Here is a 17,941-nt window from a genome sequence, read left to right as displayed (position 1 = left end):
AGTTACCTCACCATGCGCGTGGCGAGCCAGCGTTGCACGGCCTGTGGTAGTAAGGCTGCCAGCCGTAATAGCGCGGCGAACAGCGGGGGAAAGGCGATTTCGGCAGCCCCTTTTTCCAGGCCACGGCGGATATAGCCGGAAGCCTGCTGGGGCGTGATGATCATCGGCATGGCAAAATCGTTGCGATCGGTGAGCGGCGTAGCGACAAAACCGGGTAGCACCAGCGAAATACCGATACCGCGTTTCGTTAAGTCTACGGCCAGGCTGCGGGCAAAATAGGCCAGGGCGGCTTTTGAGGCTCCATAGGCTTCGGCGCGCGGCAGGGGGATCAGACTGGCGGTTGAACCCACTAGTGCAACCCGCGCACCGGCTGCCAGCTGCGGCAGCAGGGCATCCAGACAATTGACCGGCCCCAGCAGGTTGGTACTGAGCACGCGGGCCATCTTTTCCGCCTCCACCACACCGTTATCCAGATATTCACAGGTTCCGGCGCACAGGATCACTAACTCGGCCGGGCACTGCGCCAGTGCTTCTCGGGTGGCCGCCAGATCGGTAATGTCGAAACGACGCGAGACGATGTTGGGGTTTTGTACGCTGAGCGCTTCAAGCCGGGCAGCATCGCGCCCGCAGGCAATTACCTGCCAACCCTCGGCGGCATAGTCGAGCGCTAATTGCTGCCCAATACCCGAACTGGCGCCGGTGATCAGCACGCGTTTCATGATTGCAACCTCTTCTTGATGCTGAGCACGGCTTGGCCGAGCAGCGGTATGTGTTCATAAAGCATGGCACCCATATCATAGTAGTCACGTTGAAACACGATGCGCTGTTCGGCAAAGTGCAGTTGGCTGACGCCTTCCAGGGTGAGGACGCTGCCACGGCGCAGACGTGGGTGGGCATAGGTCATATGCCAGCACACGTAGGCCTGTTGTTCATTGTGCTGAATATCGGTGATGTTAAAGCAGCAATAGTTCAGATTGCTGAGCGAATGGCGAAAATAGGCATCCAACGCCTTTAGCCCCAGATGTTCACCAACCGGATCGATAAAACGGATGTCGCGGTGATAAACCTCGGGCAGATCGACCAGTTGGCCCTTATCCAGCCGGGTATAGAAGCGTGAAAACCGCGCCAACAGTGCCTCAGGGGTGCTCATGGTGCTGCTCCATGGGAATGGTTAGCAAAGCGTTGTTGTCGATCAGCGTGATATCCAGCCCGGCTTCACGCCAGGCGGCCAGTTGCCGCCGTTTGGCGGTATTGAGTACGCCTTCGGTATAAATAAAGTAGCGTTCGGCTTTGAGCATCGTCAGTTGCGGGTGTTCCAAGGGATCCGGCAGGATATCAACGCGCATATTGTTTTTGACCAGTAGGATGGCGACCATCCACAGTTCGGTGCGATCGGTGTTTCCCCAACTCAGCAGTAACGCGTTCACACCGGGTTTTTTACGTGCTCCGACCATGCAAAAGGCGGCGTACTCAATGATCACGCCATCCAGCAGGCTGTGCAGCATGTGCAACAGTTCGTGGTGATTTTTGAGCTGCGAGCGCAATGGCCGCAGAACATTTTCGATCAGGGCTTGGGGAGGATACTCGCGCCCTAGCTCAAAGATGCGGCTACGCAGTTTGGAGGGTGAAGGGATCTGCAACAGGGCCAGTAGCTCTCGTTGCAGCGTTGCCCAGTTAGTGCTGTGGTCGGGTACTGCGGAGCCGTCCAGCAAAGGTTTGATTTGGCTGACCGGTACGCCGCGCTCGATCCAACGGAGGATATTGTGGATACGGGCCACATCTTCTTCGTTGAACTGGCGATGGCCGCCTTCGGTGCGTTGTGGTTTCAGCAGTCCATAGCGCCGCTGCCAGGCGCGCAGCGTGACCGGATTAATGCCGCAAAGTTGTGCAACTTCGCCAATCGTGTATAACGCCATTTCATTTTCCCTGCTTGGAACACTCACTACATTAACCATAGCGGCTTAATGCAAAGTTGTACAAGAAAATAAAACTTGTACAACTTTATCAAAGCAAGAAACGACAGAAGCAGGGTTACTGCGGTAAAATCCGGTAAGCGCAGCGGCGTGCACCCGCTAGAATATGTTCGGAACGCTCAACCTGCGCTTGCAGCACCTCGGTGAACACATTCAGCTCTGCCCTGCAGAACGCTTGGCAAACCCGGGCGGCGGTGCAAATGGGGCAGTGGTTTTCCACCAGCAGAAAGGTACCGTCTTGCAACTCGCTCCATTCGGCCATATAGCCTTCGTGGCAGCGAATGGTCGCCAGGCGTGAAACGCGCTCACGTAAATCGCTAGCCCCGGCCATCGCCTGTTGATAATTGCTGCGGGTTTCCTGTTCGCGGCTGTCGATCAATAAGTCTAGTGCCTGTTCCCCCAGCTTGTTGCGTACGGTGCGCAGCAGTTGGGCCGTCAGTTCGGCATGAGCATCAGGAAAGTGGGCATTGCCTGCCGGGGTGAGATACCAGAGCTGCACCGGGCGGCCAACGCCACGCGTCTCGGCTTTCGCTTCAACTAACCCATCTTTCGCCAGTTTAACGAACTGCTGACGAGCGGCCTCGCCGGTAGTGCCAAGCACTTTCCCGGCTTCCGAAGCCTGCTGTGGGCCGCAGGTTTTCAATAGCTTCAGCAAACGGTCACTGACCGAATGGGCTGTGCATTCGCCATTTTCCAAGTTAATTCTTGACATATCACCTCACCTCGGTCTTACTTATTCCAAGATATTCCTTGTTAAATTTAACGCAATCACGCTGCTAACTCAATGTCATTCCTCTGAAAACAGGACGATAACGATGATATCCGACGATAAAAGCCAGTGGAGCGATCTGTTTCGCGGCAAAAATACCGCTATTACCTTTGCTCTGTCACTTGGTGTTGCGCTGCATGCGATCAATATTCTGGTAGCAACCACCATTCTACCCTCCGTAGTAAAGGATATCGGTGGGTTAGATCTCTATGCTTGGAATACCACACTATTTGTAGTGGCTTCAATATTAGGATCAGCGCTGTCGGCACGTTTGCTGAGCCACAACGGGGCGCGTAGTGCCTATCTGGTAGCATCACTGTTTTTCATCGTTGGTGCCATGCTGTGTGCGTTGGCCCCTTCAATGCCCGTGATGCTGATTGGGCGTACGATACAGGGCTTTGGGGGTGGGCTTATTTTCGCCTTGTCATACGCGATGGTTAATCTGGTGTTTGAACAGAAACTCTGGCCACGCGCCATGGCGTTGATCTCTGCCATGTGGGGGATCGCCACGCTGGTGGGGCCTGCGGTCGGTGGGATTTTCGCGCAATTGGATGCCTGGCGTTGGGCGTTCGGTATTCTGTTGCCGATCATGGCGCTGTATGCCGCCTTTACTTTCTTTGTTCTGCCGAAAAGCAAACCGCAGCAGCAGGTTGCTGCCCCGTTACCCTTGATGCAGCTTTTACTGCTGACAGCAGCCGTGTTGGTGGTTTCGGCAGGCAGTCTGGCAGAGAGTAGCTGGGTCAATATGGGCGGTATTGTCTTGGCTTTGCTGTTGATGGTGTGGTTGATGCGCCGTGAAAAATATTCCAGTGCGCGCCTGTTACCCTATGGAGCGCTACGCCGGGGTTCGGCACTTTCCTCTTTGTATGCCACGTTATCATTGCTGGTTATCGGTATGACCAGCGAGATTTTTGTCCCTTATTTCCTGCAAACTTTGCATGGTCAATCACCACTGATTTCTGGCTACATTGCTGCGACGATGGCAGCAGGCTGGACGTTAGCAGAAATCCTCAGCTCTGGCTGGCGCGGTGTGGGGATACGGCGGGCGATCGTCAGCGGGCCGATATTCGTCCTGCTCGGGTTGCTGGTGCTGGCGATGCTCATGCCAATACTCTCTGATGGTCATTGGCTGGCATTGTGGCCGATTGTGCTGGCCCTGACGCTGGTAGGTTTTGGTATCGGTCTGGGTTGGCCGCACCTGTTGACTCGCATTTTGCAGGCAGCGCCTCAGGCAGACAGAGATATCGCCGGAGCCTCGATCACCACCGTGCAGCTGTTTGCCACGGCGTTGGGTGCGGCATTGGCGGGTATGGTCACTAATATTGCAGGATTTAACTCACCAGGAGGGACTACTGGTGCGGCTTCTGCAGCCTATTGGCTGTTCCTGTTGTTTGCTGTGGCGCCATTACTGGCGATCTACAGTGCCTGGCGCAGTGCCGCGATGCCGGTACCCGAAAATGAGGTAGACCATGCCGTACAAACGCCTAATTCCAGCGAGTGCTAGGATGGCGTGAGGCTTGGCGATTTATATTGAAATAAATACGCAAGCAGATGCAATACTCATGGCCTTTCCTGCGTTATTCTGTTTCTTCGAATGAAGGAGAACAGAATAATGACTTATCAATCAACTCTCGCAGAGCCGCCAATGCTGCGTTTGCGCCCGGCGTTGCAGGGGGCGGTGGCGATCTTGCCGTTATGCCTGGCGGTGTTGCCCTGGGGGATCCTGGCGGGCTCAATGGCCATCCAGAGTGGCATGACGGGGGCCGAGGGGCTGGGGATGTCGGCGATTGTTTTTGCCGGGGCATCACAGTTGGTCGCTATGGGAATGATCAAGAGCGGAGCCGGTTTGCTGGCGATCCTGGTTTCCACCTTTTTTGTTACCGCCCAGCATTTCTTATATGGGTTACGCCTGCGCGAATGCATTGCTCCGCTGCCATTGAGATGGCGTGTCGTGCTGGCTTTTCTGCTGACCGATGAACTGTTTGCCCTGACCGGTAATCAGGGCCCAGCGCGCTTTAACCGCTGGTATGCGTTGGGAGCCGGGCTGGCGTTTTATCTGTGCTGGTTCTTTGCCACGCTGCTGGGGGTGGTTGCTGCCAGTAGCGTCAGCAATCTCGACAGCTACGGGCTTGATTTCTCGATCGCTGCCACCTTTATTGCCATTGTGGTGCCGATGATCCGTAACCTGCCGGTGCTCGCCTGCGTGCTGACGGCGCTGGTGCTGTCGATCGGCCTGCACCATTATCAGGTGCCGGGAGCGTTGATTATCACTACCGTGGCGGCCATGGTGGTTGGGCTGCTGTGCAGCAGGGGGCAGGCATGATTTGGCTGACCATTGTGCTGATGGGCGTGATCGTCTTTTTCAACCGTTATTGCTTTTTAGCGCCGAGCCTGCCAGTGCGTTTATCGCAACGCATGAGAACTCTGCTGAGTTTTTCTGTACCTGCGGTGTTGACGGCTATCTGCGGGCCGATCATTGCTTTCAACGGTGATGAATGGCGGGCGTTGCCAGAGAACCCTTATCTGTGGGCCGCGGTGTTCGCAGTTGTTCTGGCTTTCTTCCTGCGTAATATGCTGGCAGTAGTGGTGTTGAGTATGCTGATGTTTACTCTGTTACGTGCTTTGTTCTAAATTCTATGCATCTGGCCCTGAGCCAGCCCATTACACCCTTGTGATCTGTAGGCCATAAACATGATTGAGATACAGCAACTGGATGCTAACGCAGCGCAAATCGCCATTCCTGAATTGGCCGAGATATTACATGCCAGCGTCTTACAGGGAGCCAGCATTGGCTTTGTACAACCCTTCAGCCTTGAGCAGGCGGCCGCTTTCTGGTTGCGTCTGCTGCCAGCGATCGAGTGTGGCGATCGGGTGATGCTGGTGGCGTGCGAAGCAGGCCGGGTGGTCGGCACTGTCCAACTGTTGTTGGATATGCCGGATAATGGCCACCACCGGGCAGAGATCGCTAAATTGATGGTGCATCCGTATGCTCGGCGTAAAGGGATTGCCCGCCAGTTAATGCAGCAGGCTGAGCGCTTGGCGATTGCCCATCAGCGGCAGCTGTTGGTGCTTGATACCCTGAGCGGTGATACGGCTGAAGGGATGTATCGCTCGCTGGGGTACCAACTGGCTGGCATGATCCCGCACTACGCCCGCGCCAGCAACGGCGCGTCACTGGAATCGACCAGCTATATGTATAAATTGCTGTGATATTTAAGGACAGGGAATGAACATTGAAGTGATCAGGGCCGATTACGCTAACCCGCAGCACGCAGAGTTAATTGTCGAATTGCTGGATCACTATGCTCGTGACCCTATGGGGGGCGCGGAGCCGCTGAGTGACTATGCCCGTACCCATCTGGTGGCGGAGCTGGCAAAACGGCCGTTTGCTCTGACGCTGCTGGCGCTGGTTGATGGTAACGGAGCCGGGTTGGCCAACTGTTTTGAAGGTTTTTCCACCTTCAGTTGCCAACCGTTGCTGAATATTCACGATATGGCGGTTTCCTCTGCGTTCCGTGGTTTGGGCATCAGCCAGCATCTGCTGGCGGCGGTAGAGGCTGAGGCGCGCCAGCGTGGCTGCTGTAAGATCACGTTGGAAGTGCTGGAGGGGAATACTGTGGCGCAAGCCAGCTACCGCAAATTTGGTTTTGCCGGTTATCAATTACAGGAAGCGGCGGGGAGTGCTCTGTTCTGGCAGAAAACACTGTCATGAAAAAAACCGGGCGCAGCAGCCCGGTGAAATAATTCAATAAGAGAATTTGCAGTGGTGGTTAGGGATTAAAACTGATAAGTCAGAGCTACGGCAATCACATTATCCGTTTTCAGCCCCAGCTTATTATCGCTATTGAGTCGATTGATTTTATAATCCACATAGGTGGACATGTTTTTATTGAAGTAGTAATAGCTCCCGACATCAAAATATTTTACCAGATCGGTATCGCCGATATTTTCAATATCTTTAGCTTTGGACTGTACGTAAGCCAGTGACGGGCGCAGGCCAAAATCAAATTGATATTGGGCAACCATTTCCACGTTCTGGGTTTTATTGGCAAAACCACTCACTTTGCTGGCGGCATTATTAATAGTCGCGGTGCCTGAAATGGCCGTCAGGTTATGAGTCTCGGCATAGTTGGCCGCCAGATAGACGCTGTTGGCATCGTACTTCAAACCGGTAGCCCAGATTTCAGCCTTTTCACCCTTGCCGTAACTGCTCAACTTCTGGCCTTCGGTTCGGTTAGAGGCCGCATAAGCGGCAGCAAAAGTCAGGCCATCAATGATTTGATAGCTGGAGGACAGACCGAAGCCATCGCCGTTGGTTTTGCTGAGGTTGTCACTGCGATCATTCTCGTTTTTCCCCTGATATTGCAGGGCAAATTTCAGGTCATCGACCATGCCAAAGAAGTTGTTGTTACGGTAGGTAGCAACGCCGGTGGTTCGGCCGGTCATAAAGTTGTCGGTCTTGATAAACGAGTCTGCGCCAAACTCCGGCAGCACGTCGGTAAATGAGCCGACATCATAAATAACGCCGTAGTTACGGCCATAATCAAACGAGCCAAAATCTTTCATTTTCAGACCGGCAAAACCGAGGCGGGTTCTGGTGTCTCTTGTGCCATCAGCTTCGCTGTGGTTGGCCGCAATCTGATATTCCCACTGGCCGTAACCTGTCAGCAGATCGTTAATTTGTGTTGCACCTTTAAAACCGATACGGACGTAAGTTTTATCACCGTCGCTACCGGTATCATCAGAAAAATAATGCAGTGCTTTTACACGACCATAAAAATCAAGCTTATTGCCGTCTTTATTGTAGATTTCTGCTGCCTGTGCGGCCTGAGCAATTAAAAGTGCCGGAATAATAACGGCAAGAAGATTAGGTTTCATGGTTTTCCCTGCTTTATATGATTGAAAGACGCTTATCATCAGTTGTGTTACGGCTTTAATGTGCTGCTTGATCATTCGCAACGCAGCATTTTTACCGTAGTTGTGTGATCTATTTATGACAGATTATTTATATCTGTATGGCAGGGGGGAAATAACGCGTCGGGCGGTGTTTTTTTCATCGGATAAGAGGTGTTCTGGGTTGCTCAGTCAGCATCCTGTTTTTGGTGTTTCACCAGCCGATCTTACGCTGAAATCCGAAAAACATCGTGCTGCCTGAATGAAAGGAACTTGTCAGAATACGTAGCATCCAACGCTATGATTCAGGCAATTGACGCTGCTATTTTGCAGATATACAGGAGTTTTTCCGTTATGAGCACGACAAATCGTTTATTGCTGGCGCTAGCCATGACCACCGTGATGGCTGCAAATACCGCTCAGGCGGCCGGGTTGATGGATACCCTCAACAGTGCCGCCAGCCAACTGGGCAAGTCTGGGGGCAGTGCTAACAGTGAGGGCATATCCTTGTCTTCACTGACCGGGTTGCTTAACGGAGGGGATAAAGCGCTGAGCGCCGGTAGCATGACCAATGCGGCAGGGATCTTGCAATACTGCGTGAAAAACAACCTCCTTTCTGAGAGCGGCACCGAAACCGTAAAGGATACGTTGCTTGGTAAACTGGGCATCACCAGCACGGCTAACGCCAAGAGTGAGGATTATCAGCAAGGCCTTGGCGGTTTGTTGAATACCGGTGACGGCAATAAACTGGATCTGAACAGCCTGGGTACCTCGGAAATCACCGAGAAAGTGAAGCAGAAAGCCTGCGATCTCGTGCTCAAACAGGGCAAATCCTTTATTTCCTAATCCACTCGGTGCGTGCCAACGTTCGGTTTCGCTGCCAAGGTGTTATCAGTGTGATAGTCATTGCCTCCGGGTTAAAGCAGTTTTAACTTGGGGGTGATAGGCTGTTGCCCGCGATCCTGAACGACGTTTTACCCATTATCCCTAGCATTGCGCGTATCAACATAATGCAACTCTGGCATGAGCGGACACATAACGTTCGTCAGCGTCTGAAAAATTCACCTGTATGCCCAGGCTCTGATCGAAAGCCGTACTATGCTTGATATATCGAGCCATCGAATTCAGCCTCTAAAGGCGTGATATATCACACAGCCTTTTGTATATTCTCCACATTCAACACGGACTGATGATATGACGCATGCAGTAAAAGACACTAGAAAACGTTCGACCGAGCTGCTCGTACTGATTTATTTTCTTGTTGCAGTGGTCGGCATGGGATCGGTGCTTGGCGTTTTAATCGGCCCCGATGTCTGGTATGCCAATCTGGTGAAACCCTCCTTTAACCCGCCTAATGCCATATTTGCGCCCGTTTGGACGTTACTCGATATGATGATTGCGGTTGCTGGCTGGCGGATCTGGCGGCTTGCATCCAAGAGTCTCGCAATGCTTTTATGGGCGATGCAAATGGCACTGAACTGGCTGTGGTCCCCCGTGTTTTTTCTGGAGCATCAGCCTGATAAGGCACTGATTATTATCATGTTACTGCTGGTTACGGTGTTGCTTTTTATTATTCAGGCGCAAAAGCACGACAAAATAGCCTCATGGTTGTTTATTCCTTATGCGGTATGGGTTGGATTCGCCACGATCTTGAATGCAGCAATTTACTGGCTCAATTAAAAATGTTTCCACTTTGGGAATTATCTCGGGTCTGGGGCATGGAGCGAGCGCTTGCCGAATAATTCCTTTTAAAAAGAAAGACATCCTGCCCACTTGCGGATCACCGGAGGAGGTGGCGCTATTTACATGGGCTTGATATTCAGCTTATTTGAACTCAACAATGCTGATAATAAAAACATGTTCTTAAAAACAGTATTGACATACATAGAAAAGAACGTAGATTAACGTTCAACGGCGGCACATTAATGGTTCGCTGTTTATATAAAGAGTTTTTAATACGTGTTCCAATAATTTATTTAGTGTTTTTGCGATAAAGGCCACGAAACATTTTTTGTATGGGATAATTGCAGCTGAGTATAATTAACCTACTCACTCAATAATGTTCTAAGGCCATGGAGTCAGTATCGACAATCGCAGGGTGTGTACGATAACGCGATGATGTAAGGCTATGTTTTTATGGTTTGTTGATGTTGCGATTTGTTAAAGAGATGTTGTAAAAATATCGCAACGAAAGTAAGGCTATGCATCAAAAGTTTTATATCGCGATGGGGAATGTGCCAGTTTAACCTACTCTTTCTTTAGTTACCGTTCTGTGGTGAGTAGGAATTGTATCAATCAGCCAGTATATGGGAGGATGTAGTTAGTTTCTTAGTGCCCAATATTATCTGTGATAAACGAGTGCATTTTAAGTAGTATCGAAAGTAGTACGAAGTCAGTAAGTTGATTAATGTTAAAACTTAAATCTGTAGTACCCTAAAAGCCCTGACTGCAATGGTCGGGGCTTTTATCATTTATAGCTAAGCTGAACACAGTGTTCAGCGCATGCAGCTAAACCCTCCAGAGGGTTCATTTAGTGCGGGGCGCTGCGCATTGTTGGCAAACCTGCCGTAACTTGGGCTGACGCAGCTGGCAGTCTGTGGGACAATAGCTTCATCATTTCGTTTAGATAAGAGTTGAATGGCGCTCTCCTCCGCAGTTAAAGATCAGATCGGCCAATGGTACAAAGCCCTGCAACAACAAATACCGGACTTTATTTCCCGTGCCCCACAGCGGCAGATGATTGCCGAAGTAGCGAAAACCCTTGCCGGTGATTATCAACGCCATCTGGCGATCGAAGCCCCGACCGGCGTGGGTAAAACGCTCTCGTACCTGATTCCAGGCATTGCCGTTGGCCGTGCAGAGAGCAAACCGCTGGTGGTCAGCACCGCCAACGTGGCGCTGCAGGATCAGATCTACAGTAAAGATTTGCCGCTGCTGAAAAAGATCATCCCGGATCTGAAATTCACCGGCGCATTTGGCCGTGGGCGCTATGTTTGCCCGCGCAATCTTGCGGCGATGAGCACCGACGTGGCTGAGCAGGGCGATCTGATGCTGTATCTGGATGAGAATGAGCTGGCACCGTCCAATGGTGAAGAGCAGGCGCTGTGCCAGAAGTTGTCGAAAGCGCTCAGCCGCCATGAATGGGATGGCTTGCGCGATCATTATCAGTTATCGATCGACGATCCGCTGTGGGTCAAACTGAGTACTGACAAGGCCAACTGCCTGGGCCGCAACTGCCATTACATCCGCGAATGCCCGTTTTATATTGCGCGTAAAGAAATCGAAACTGCCGATGTGGTGGTGGCTAACCATGCCCTGGTGATGGCGGCGCTGGAAACCGAGTCGGTGCTGCCGAACCCGAAAGAGCTGCTGCTGGTGCTGGACGAAGGCCATCATCTGCCGGAAGTCGCGCGGGATGCGCTGGAGATGGAAGGGGAGATCACCGCGCTGTGGACCAACCTACAGCTCGATATGATCGTGCGCCAGGTGGAACAGTGCATGACGCAGTACCGACCCAAAAATCCGCCAGGGCTGGCGAACAGTGAACGCTTGAAAAACCACTGCGAAGAATTGCGCGAGTTAATCCAGATTTTTGAGCACCAGGCTAACGCTTATTTACCGCCCGACAGCAGTAATGCCGAGCACCGTTTCGAAATGGGTGAACTGCCTGCCGAGATGGTCGAGATCTGCGCGCGCCTGTTTAAACTCACCGACGGGCTGCGTGGCCTGGCCGAATTTATCCTTAACGATCTCACCGAGCAAACCGGCAAGCACGATATCGTGCGTTTGCACCGTTCGATCATCCAGATGAGCCGCACGCTGGGCTATCTGGAGGCAATGAGCAAGCTGTGGCGGCTGGCGGCGTTGGATAAATCCTCCAACGCGCCAATCTCCAAGTGGGTGGCGCGTGAGTTACGCGATAACGTCACGCATCTTTATCTGCACTGCGTGGGCATCCGCGTCAGCGATCAGTTGGAAAAACTGCTGTGGCGCAAAGTACCGCACGTGGTGATCACCTCTGCCACTTTGCGATCGCTCAACAGCTTTGCGCGCCTGCAAGAGATGAGCGGGCTGAGTGAGAAGGCGGGCGATCGCTTCGAAACTCTGGATTCGCCGTTTAACCATGTTGAACAAGGTAAGATCGTTATTCCCAAAATGCGCTTTGAACCGGCGATGGCCAACGAGGCCGAGCATTTGGAAGAGATGGCGCGTTTTTTCCGTGGAGAGCAGGCCAGCGGCAAGCATAAAGGGATGCTGATCCTGTTCAGCAGCCACCGGGCCATGCAGACCTTCTTGAGCTACGTGACCGACCTGCGCCTGATGCTACTCGTGCAGGGCGATCAACCTCGTTATCGGCTGGTGGAGGAGCATCGCAAACGGGTGGAAAAAGGTACCGCCAGCGTGCTGGTAGGGTTGCAGTCGTTTGCTGAGGGGTTGGATCTGAAAGGGGAACTGCTGACTCAGGTACATATTCACAAGATCGCTTTCCCGCCGATCGACAGCCCGGTAATCCTGACCGAAGGGGAATGGCTTAAATCGCTTAACCGCTATCCATTTGAAGTACAAAGCCTGCCGAGCGCGTCGTTCAATCTGATCCAACAGGTGGGGCGATTAATTCGCAGCAATGAATGTCACGGGGAAATCGTGATTTACGATCGTCGCCTGCTGACCAAAAGCTACGGTTCGCGGCTGCTGGCGGCGCTGCCGGTATTTCCGATCGAACAGCGCAACGTGCCGGAGGCCGATAAGGCGCATCTGGCGGCGCTGAAGTCCGCCGCCAGCGCAGCGAAAAAAGAGAAAAAGGGCAAAAACCCGTTCGCCCGCCGCCGCGCGCGTTGATTAGATCGGGGGTGGATCGGCTGGCGTTTGGTCACCACTTGGTAATGCTGCAGTTTGCCGGAGCGGCAATAATTCTGCTGGCCGCTGCTGGGATGAACCTTCTGGGGGATGGGCGTGCGCGGCGGCTTAAATATGATAAGCCGTCAGTTGAGTCGTAGAAATAAGCCGCTTTGGGGCTTTGGTAAAAAAACATAGCCCGGTTAATATTGGACTTTCGTTTTCAAGCTATATCATCTGCCAAGGTAAAATATGATTGACGCTCCCACATTGCTATTGTTTACGGGCGCCTGTTTGGCGCTGACGGTGACTCCTGGCCCGGATATGCTGCTGATCGCTTCTCGCAGCCTCAGCCAAGGGCGGCAGGCCGGTTTTGCATCGCTGGCGGGTATTCAGTTGGGGACTTATTGCCATGCGTTGGCGGCGGCGCTGGGTCTTTCGCAATTGTTTGTTGCCGTGCCGTTGGCCTATGATGCGCTACGTTTGTTGGGGGCGGCCTATCTGCTGTATTTGGCATGGAAAACGCTGCGTTCGGGCAGTAACTTGCAGCTATCCACTGGGTTACAGGCCATTCCAGCAAGCCGGATCTTCCAGCAAGGGCTACTGACCAATATCCTCAATCCTAAAATGGCGCTGTTTGTGCTGGCGCTGTTTCCGCAGTTTATCGATCCACGGGCGGGTTCGGTGGTGGTTCAGATGCTGGTTCTGGCAACTCTTCTTAACCTGATGGGTTTGGTAGTCAACGGAGCGGTGATCGTGGCGGTAAGCAGGATGAAAAGCCGCTTTGCTGGCCAGCGATTCAGCGCCCGCTGGCCAAATTATCTGTTGGGCAGCGTTTTTGTCGGGCTGGCCTGCAAGCTGATTTTTGATAGCCGCAAATAATCGTTTTGTAGGTAAAAGTGGATTGATTCAGCGCCACGCCGCTTTATTTTGGCGTGGCGCAATTTTTACCAGCCGCCGCCTCCACCTCCACCAGAACCGCCCCCTGACGATCCGCCGCCGGAAGAACCCGAACCACTGGAACCTGAGCTCGAACTCGAGCCTGAACGGCTGGTGGGGGTTGCCATAGAGGATGAACGGCAGGATTGGCTGAAGTGATGCACGTTATCCCAATCCGCATTGGCAAACACCTCCGACATGGCCCCGGTGCTGCTTAGGTATTGCGCGAAGGTATTTGCCCAGGTTTTACCCACACCGAGCGCCAACGCATAAGGGAGCATACGTTCAAAGTGGGAAACCAGTTTGTCGGGCGGGTAAAGTGCCTGATAGCGATGTTTTTCTGCCGCGCCAAGGTACAGTTTCAACCCTTGGGCCGTGGCTAAATGATTCAACCCTTGCTGTGTGTAACGCGGTACTGCACAGAAAAAGATCATGCAGAGCAGGATCGCGGCCAGCAGAGCACCAACGTACCCAGCAGGAAATTGCGTCAAAGGCAACATGGCAAACATGAAAATGCCACTAAAAAAGGTGGTGAAAGGCCCAAATACCAGCGCTAGAAACAGCGGGATACCGCCCCAGGTATTCAATATTTTCCTCGGGCTAAATAAGAATCTCAGCGGTAAAGAAAGTAATGTCATACCTAATAACAAGAGCAATAAGGCTGGAATGGTGACTATTGCCACGCCAAGGTTGAATAGCGAGCCGCAGATAACGGGTACCAGCAGCATGAGGTATATGCCGTGCCGTAGAGGTTTAGCCCATTTACTGAATAATAGATCCCGCTGCTCTTTACAGCGTTGCTCCAACTCCTTACGGGCGTTCTGCATTGGCCGCTGATAGGCCTTGCTGAGATTAATGTTTTTGCGATTACTGATAAACAGCGTACTTAGCAACTTTTTGTCATTAGCATTTAACCGCTCGCTACTTTCATCGGACTGTAGCGATAACCACTGTTCTTCCACAGTACGGCCTTTGGCAAACCAGAATCCTTTCGCTTGAGTTTGTTTTACCTTAATAGCCACCGCGCGTTTAGCCACGAGGTTCAGCAGATCGCTACTGAAAGCAACGTCATCGTACTTACGCCGAGTGATATAGCGCAGATAACCCGGCGACATATCGGCAGGGAGCGCGTACAGCGGCACAATTGGCGGCATTTTCAACCCGGTGGCAGTCACATTCTTACGCCACCAAAGCAGGTAGTAACCGACCAGAAGAAACGCTGGTATCCATAATGCGCTGGTTTTCGCGGTTGGTAACAACAAGTGCACCAACGGTGAAGCGGCTTCCGGTGCTGGCGCGCTGGCAAGAATGCTGCGTGGCCAGGTGTAGGCGACGGTCAGCCCTTCGCCCTGTTTTAGCGGTTGCACGGTTCGCACGCTGCCATCGGGCAGGATCCGAGCATTTTGCCCTTTGGCACCCCGCATACCGGTATAGATATCAATGGATCGCAACCGCGAGTCTTTACCTGCGCTGTTCAAAAATGCGCTGGCTTCGGGCAGTTCCAGATGAAAGCTGGCTTTAGTGATGGGATATGCCCAGTCGTTGCCGGTCACGTTCCAGTAAAGCTCATCCCAATCGGGGAAGCGGCTGAAGTGGTTACGAATTTGGTACTGGATCTCATAGTTGTAAATGCCGGGTTCCAAGAAATGTTCAGCATTGCCAATGCGGACGGTGAGCGTTTTTCCTTCTTTAACTACGCTGAAAGGTTCGGCTACGCCATCGCGTAAGACGTTCTTGATCTGGTAGTCGACGCTGAAAATTTTACCGTCCTGCCGGTTCCAGCTTAACGGCAGCGTACGGAAAATCCCCCGGCGTATTTGTTGGCCCAGAGACAGCACTTTGATGCTTTCGCTCATCAGCATGCTGCCGTCGGTATTAAAACGCGCACGGGCATCGAACGATAAAATATGCTCATAAGCACGTACGAGGCCTGAAGGATGCGGTGCCTCGCTCTCACTTGCTGCTGCGACGCTGATGTCAATATTATTGCTTGCAGCCTGAACGCTCCCTACAGCAAACACCAAAAACAGCCAGAAAAAGCGCAATCCTCTACTAAGCCAGCTTGCCATTCGGTTATTCCATCCGTGGTAACTTGGCATCTTCAGGGTCCTCAAGCTCAAAAAATGCGTCCACGTTAAAATTGAAGGCGCGGGCCAGCAGTAAGCTTGGGAAAGATTCCACCAGAATATTGAAATCGCGCACCGTACTGTTGAAATAACGACGCGCCATCTGCAACTGTTCTTCTATTTCCGCGAGGGATTGTTGCAGAGACAGGAAATTCTCGTTGGCCTTCAGCTCTGGATAGGCTTCTGCCAGGGCAAAGATACGCCCCAGAGTGCCGGAATATTGCCGCTCGTTCTCGGCAATCTGGCGCGTGTTGCCCATAAGGTTGCTACGTTGGCGGGTGATTTCTTCCAGTAACTCTTTCTCGTGCTGGGCGTAGCGTTTAACCAGGCTCAACAGATTCGGTGCAAGATCGTGGCGGCGCTTGAGTTGCACCGCAATCCCGCTCCAGGCTTCATCTTTGAAACGGCGCAGGGAGATAAAGCGGTTATAGGTGATGATTACCCAGATCGCTACCGCAGCAATGACGGCTAAACCGATATAAATTTCCATTTTTTTCAATCCATATTTGGCAGAAGCAACATAATTCCTTGGAATGTCTATGGATATTATCTCACTCGAGTATCTGCGGTAAATCGTGATACATATATAAAAACTCTCTTGATGATAAGGACGTTATCCGCCATGTATCAACCCGCCTCATTCCGTGAAGACGATTTCGAAACCCAACTGGCATTAGTGCGTGCCAACCCGCTGGGGCTGTTAATCAGCTACGGTTCTCAGGGGCTGTTGGCGGATCCGGTGCCTTTTCTTGCCTATGTTGATCCACAAGGGCAGGTGACATTGAGAGCCCATGTGGCACGTGCCAACCCTCATTGGCAGGCGCTGCAAACGGCGCAGGAGTGCCTGGTGGTGTTTCAGGGGGCGGAAGGTTATATCTCGCCGGGCTGGTATGAAAGCAAACGCCAGAACGGCAAAGTGGTGCCAACCTGGAATTATGCTGCGGTGCAGATGTGGGGCGTGCCAAGGGTGACGGATGATCCGCTCTGGCTGCGTCAGCAGTTAGACGGGCTGACGAACTTACACGAAAGTAAACAGCCGGAACCCTGGAGCATTGACGATGCCCCTGCCAACTATATTGCTGGCCAAATGAAGGGCATCGTCGGGATTGAAATTGTTGTTACGCGGCGGGAGGGCAAATGGAAAATGAGCCAGAACCGTAATGCTGAAGATGTCAGCGGTGTGATCGCCGGGCTGCGGGCAGGTGACAGCGCGCAGCAGCAGTTGGCCGATGAGGTTGAGCGGTGTCGTGAATAAGTTATGCTATGGCGAAATGAATCATACTCGTCATACTACGAGTTGCCTGGGTGTTGGCTGCGTCCGTTCGCACCCGCCACATAGTGGCCTATGCATCTTGCAACTCTCGCCTACATGCGACTCGAATTATTTAGAGTACTGCGGAACTGAATGATGGATTACACCAAAATTATTAAAGAAATAGGTCGTGGCAAGAATCATGCACGCGATCTGGATCGGGAAACCGCGTTTCAGCTTTATCAGGCGATGCTGGCGGGAGATGTCCCAGAATTGGAATTGGGCGGCATACTGATCGCCATGCGTATCAAAGGAGAGGCCGAGGCTGAAATGCTCGGTTTCTATCAGGCGATGCAGCAGCGGGTGATGCGCTTGCAGAAACCTCAAGGCCGCCCGATGCCGGTGGTGTTACCGAGCTACAATGGCGCGCGCAAACAGGCTAACTTGACCCCGTTGCTGGCTTTGTTGCTGGCTCGAGTAGGGTTACCGGTCGTGGTGCATGGCGTGTTGAATGATAATACGCGCGTCACCAGTGCGGAAATTTTCCGCCTGCTTGGCGTGCCGTGGTCTGAAGACTCTTGTCATGCACAGCAGCGGTTGGAGAGCGGTCAGCCGGTCTTTATCCCAATATCTGCGCTTTCCACCCCAATGGAAGCCCAGCTTGATCTACGCTGGAGGATGGGCGTGCGTAATAGCGCCCACACCTTGGCTAAATTGGCCACGCCGTTTGCTGATGAAGACGTGCTGCGTCTTGCCAGCGTTTCACACCCGGAATACGTTGGGCGTGTGGCGTCGTTTTTCCGTCAGATCGGCGCGCGTGGCTTGCTGATGCAGGGTACGGAAGGTGAAGCCTACGCCAATCCACAGCGTGGCCCACAGATTCATTATATCGTTGATGGCGAACAACGGATTCTGTTGGAGCGGCCGCAGCAGGATGTTCCGGTTGAGCTGCCTGCGGCTAAAGATGCGGAAACCACTGCACGCTGGATTGAACGCTGCCTAGCGGGTGAGGTAGCGATCCCAGAACCCATCTCTCGGCAGATCGCCTGTTGCCTGCTGGCAACCGGTGAGGTGAAGACTCTGGATGAGGGGTTGGCCCGCCTGCGCTGAGAAAATCACCTATTATTTTTGCGCACCCAGTGCCGAAAAATGA

The 17,941-nt window shown here is 52.7% G+C and carries 18 protein-coding genes; 11 read left to right on the top strand and 7 right to left on the bottom strand.

Going from position 1 to position 17,941, the window contains the following annotated elements; translation table 11 throughout:
- Positions 1-2: 2 nt before the first annotated feature.
- The 4 genes from ACX1CU_RS16055 to ACX1CU_RS16040 all read right to left on the bottom strand — a co-directional run bounded on the left by ACX1CU_RS16055 (position 3) and on the right by ACX1CU_RS16040 (position 2,685).
- Positions 3-719, bottom strand: coding sequence for an SDR family NAD(P)-dependent oxidoreductase (locus ACX1CU_RS16055; protein WP_459399269.1), 717 nt, complete (start codon positions 717-719; stop codon positions 3-5).
- Positions 716-1,150 (bottom strand): nuclear transport factor 2 family protein, encoded by a 435-nt coding sequence (locus tag ACX1CU_RS16050; RefSeq protein WP_459399268.1) that lies wholly within the window; start codon positions 1,148-1,150, stop codon positions 716-718. Before ACX1CU_RS16050 ends, ACX1CU_RS16055 begins: the two co-directional genes overlap by 4 nt.
- On the bottom strand, positions 1,137-1,916 hold the full coding sequence (locus ACX1CU_RS16045; RefSeq protein WP_459399267.1) for a MerR family transcriptional regulator: 780 nt from the start codon (positions 1,914-1,916) through the stop codon (positions 1,137-1,139). The genes ACX1CU_RS16050 and ACX1CU_RS16045 overlap by 14 nt, the downstream gene beginning before the upstream one ends.
- 115 nt (positions 1,917-2,031) lie before the next feature.
- Positions 2,032-2,685 carry a helix-turn-helix transcriptional regulator gene (locus tag ACX1CU_RS16040; protein WP_459399266.1) on the bottom strand — a complete coding sequence of 218 codons (654 nt, stop codon included), beginning with the start codon at positions 2,683-2,685 and terminating at the stop codon, positions 2,032-2,034.
- 103 nt (positions 2,686-2,788) lie between these two features.
- Here ACX1CU_RS16040 and ACX1CU_RS16035 point away from each other — a divergent pair, with 103 nt between their 5' ends.
- The 5 genes from ACX1CU_RS16035 (at position 2,789) to ACX1CU_RS16015 (ending at position 6,454) form a co-directional block, all read left to right on the top strand.
- The gene (locus ACX1CU_RS16035; protein ID WP_459399265.1) at positions 2,789-4,246 is read left to right on the top strand and encodes an MFS transporter; all 1,458 of its coding nucleotides are present in this window, start codon (positions 2,789-2,791) and stop codon (positions 4,244-4,246) included.
- A 108-nt stretch (positions 4,247-4,354) separates the two neighbouring features.
- Complete coding sequence (locus ACX1CU_RS16030) at positions 4,355-5,065, top strand: AzlC family ABC transporter permease (protein WP_459399264.1); 711 nt, start codon at positions 4,355-4,357, stop codon at positions 5,063-5,065.
- The gene (locus ACX1CU_RS16025) at positions 5,062-5,373 is read left to right on the top strand and encodes an AzlD domain-containing protein (protein WP_459399263.1); all 312 of its coding nucleotides are present in this window, start codon (positions 5,062-5,064) and stop codon (positions 5,371-5,373) included. The genes ACX1CU_RS16030 and ACX1CU_RS16025 overlap by 4 nt, the downstream gene beginning before the upstream one ends.
- Before the next feature lie 60 nt (positions 5,374-5,433).
- Complete coding sequence (locus ACX1CU_RS16020; protein WP_459399262.1) at positions 5,434-5,952, top strand: GNAT family N-acetyltransferase; 519 nt, start codon at positions 5,434-5,436, stop codon at positions 5,950-5,952.
- A gap of 16 nt (positions 5,953-5,968) precedes the next feature.
- On the top strand, positions 5,969-6,454 hold the full coding sequence (locus tag ACX1CU_RS16015) for a GNAT family N-acetyltransferase (RefSeq protein ID WP_459399261.1): 486 nt from the start codon (positions 5,969-5,971) through the stop codon (positions 6,452-6,454).
- A 65-nt stretch (positions 6,455-6,519) separates the two neighbouring features.
- Here ACX1CU_RS16015 and ompC read toward each other — a convergent pair whose 3' ends face one another.
- Complete coding sequence (gene ompC, locus ACX1CU_RS16010) at positions 6,520-7,620, bottom strand: porin OmpC (RefSeq protein WP_459399260.1); 1,101 nt, start codon at positions 7,618-7,620, stop codon at positions 6,520-6,522.
- Between the two features lie 369 nt (positions 7,621-7,989).
- Here ompC and ACX1CU_RS16005 point away from each other — a divergent pair, with 369 nt between their 5' ends.
- The 4 genes from ACX1CU_RS16005 (at position 7,990) to ACX1CU_RS15990 (ending at position 13,353) form a co-directional block, all read left to right on the top strand.
- Positions 7,990-8,481, top strand: coding sequence for a YjjA family protein (locus ACX1CU_RS16005; protein ID WP_459399259.1), 492 nt, complete (start codon positions 7,990-7,992; stop codon positions 8,479-8,481).
- Between the two features lie 348 nt (positions 8,482-8,829).
- Positions 8,830-9,315: a TspO/MBR family protein gene (locus tag ACX1CU_RS16000; protein WP_459399258.1), complete on the top strand. Its 486-nt coding sequence runs from the start codon at positions 8,830-8,832 to the stop codon at positions 9,313-9,315.
- Positions 9,316-10,272: 957 nt separating this feature from the next.
- Positions 10,273-12,474 (top strand): ATP-dependent DNA helicase DinG, encoded by a 2,202-nt coding sequence (gene dinG, locus ACX1CU_RS15995; RefSeq protein WP_459399257.1) that lies wholly within the window; start codon positions 10,273-10,275, stop codon positions 12,472-12,474.
- 249 nt (positions 12,475-12,723) lie between these two features.
- Complete coding sequence (locus tag ACX1CU_RS15990) at positions 12,724-13,353, top strand: LysE family translocator (protein ID WP_459399256.1); 630 nt, start codon at positions 12,724-12,726, stop codon at positions 13,351-13,353.
- Between the two features lie 65 nt (positions 13,354-13,418).
- Here the strand turns inward: ACX1CU_RS15990 and ACX1CU_RS15985 are convergent, their stop codons facing one another.
- Positions 13,419-15,479, bottom strand: coding sequence for a DUF2207 domain-containing protein (locus tag ACX1CU_RS15985; RefSeq protein ID WP_459399255.1), 2,061 nt, complete (start codon positions 15,477-15,479; stop codon positions 13,419-13,421).
- A 4-nt stretch (positions 15,480-15,483) separates the two neighbouring features.
- Positions 15,484-16,026 carry a LemA family protein gene (locus ACX1CU_RS15980; protein ID WP_459399254.1) on the bottom strand — a complete coding sequence of 181 codons (543 nt, stop codon included), beginning with the start codon at positions 16,024-16,026 and terminating at the stop codon, positions 15,484-15,486.
- A 132-nt stretch (positions 16,027-16,158) separates the two neighbouring features.
- Here ACX1CU_RS15980 and ACX1CU_RS15975 point away from each other — a divergent pair, with 132 nt between their 5' ends.
- Positions 16,159-16,791 carry an FMN-binding negative transcriptional regulator gene (locus tag ACX1CU_RS15975; protein ID WP_459399253.1) on the top strand — a complete coding sequence of 211 codons (633 nt, stop codon included), beginning with the start codon at positions 16,159-16,161 and terminating at the stop codon, positions 16,789-16,791.
- Positions 16,792-16,944: 153 nt separating this feature from the next.
- On the top strand, positions 16,945-17,898 hold the full coding sequence (ybiB, locus tag ACX1CU_RS15970; protein ID WP_459402835.1) for a DNA-binding protein YbiB: 954 nt from the start codon (positions 16,945-16,947) through the stop codon (positions 17,896-17,898).
- The last annotated feature ends 43 nt before the right edge of the window (positions 17,899-17,941 follow it).

It is taken from the genome of Serratia sp. D1N4 (assembly GCF_054552755.1).
Note: the sequence above shows the minus strand (reverse complement) of the source record. Positions and strands in the feature narration are given on the sequence as shown.

Excerpts from the sequence above, each read along its gene's own strand:
- ACX1CU_RS16025 (WP_459399263.1), top strand. The coding sequence starts at position 5,062 with ATGATTTGGCTGACCATTGTGCTGATGGGCGTGATCGTCTTTTTCAAC.
- ACX1CU_RS16005 (WP_459399259.1), top strand. The coding sequence starts at position 7,990 with ATGAGCACGACAAATCGTTTATTGCTGGCGCTAGCCATGACCACCGTG.
- ACX1CU_RS16020 (WP_459399262.1), top strand. The coding sequence starts at position 5,434 with ATGATTGAGATACAGCAACTGGATGCTAACGCAGCGCAAATCGCCATT.
- ybiB (WP_459402835.1), top strand. The coding sequence starts at position 16,945 with ATGGATTACACCAAAATTATTAAAGAAATAGGTCGTGGCAAGAATCAT.
- ACX1CU_RS16035 (WP_459399265.1), top strand. The coding sequence starts at position 2,789 with ATGATATCCGACGATAAAAGCCAGTGGAGCGATCTGTTTCGCGGCAAA.
- ACX1CU_RS16000 (WP_459399258.1), top strand. The coding sequence starts at position 8,830 with ATGACGCATGCAGTAAAAGACACTAGAAAACGTTCGACCGAGCTGCTC.
- ACX1CU_RS16015 (WP_459399261.1), top strand. The coding sequence starts at position 5,969 with ATGAACATTGAAGTGATCAGGGCCGATTACGCTAACCCGCAGCACGCA.
- ACX1CU_RS16040 (WP_459399266.1), bottom strand. The coding sequence starts at position 2,685 with ATGTCAAGAATTAACTTGGAAAATGGCGAATGCACAGCCCATTCGGTC.
- ompC (WP_459399260.1), bottom strand. The coding sequence starts at position 7,620 with ATGAAACCTAATCTTCTTGCCGTTATTATTCCGGCACTTTTAATTGCT.
- ACX1CU_RS15980 (WP_459399254.1), bottom strand. The coding sequence starts at position 16,026 with ATGGAAATTTATATCGGTTTAGCCGTCATTGCTGCGGTAGCGATCTGG.
- ACX1CU_RS16030 (WP_459399264.1), top strand. The coding sequence starts at position 4,355 with ATGACTTATCAATCAACTCTCGCAGAGCCGCCAATGCTGCGTTTGCGC.
- dinG (WP_459399257.1), top strand. The coding sequence starts at position 10,273 with ATGGCGCTCTCCTCCGCAGTTAAAGATCAGATCGGCCAATGGTACAAA.
- ACX1CU_RS15985 (WP_459399255.1), bottom strand. The coding sequence starts at position 15,479 with ATGGCAAGCTGGCTTAGTAGAGGATTGCGCTTTTTCTGGCTGTTTTTG.
- ACX1CU_RS16055 (WP_459399269.1), bottom strand. The coding sequence starts at position 719 with ATGAAACGCGTGCTGATCACCGGCGCCAGTTCGGGTATTGGGCAGCAA.
- ACX1CU_RS15975 (WP_459399253.1), top strand. The coding sequence starts at position 16,159 with ATGTATCAACCCGCCTCATTCCGTGAAGACGATTTCGAAACCCAACTG.
- ACX1CU_RS16050 (WP_459399268.1), bottom strand. The coding sequence starts at position 1,150 with ATGAGCACCCCTGAGGCACTGTTGGCGCGGTTTTCACGCTTCTATACC.
- ACX1CU_RS15990 (WP_459399256.1), top strand. The coding sequence starts at position 12,724 with ATGATTGACGCTCCCACATTGCTATTGTTTACGGGCGCCTGTTTGGCG.
- ACX1CU_RS16045 (WP_459399267.1), bottom strand. The coding sequence starts at position 1,916 with ATGGCGTTATACACGATTGGCGAAGTTGCACAACTTTGCGGCATTAAT.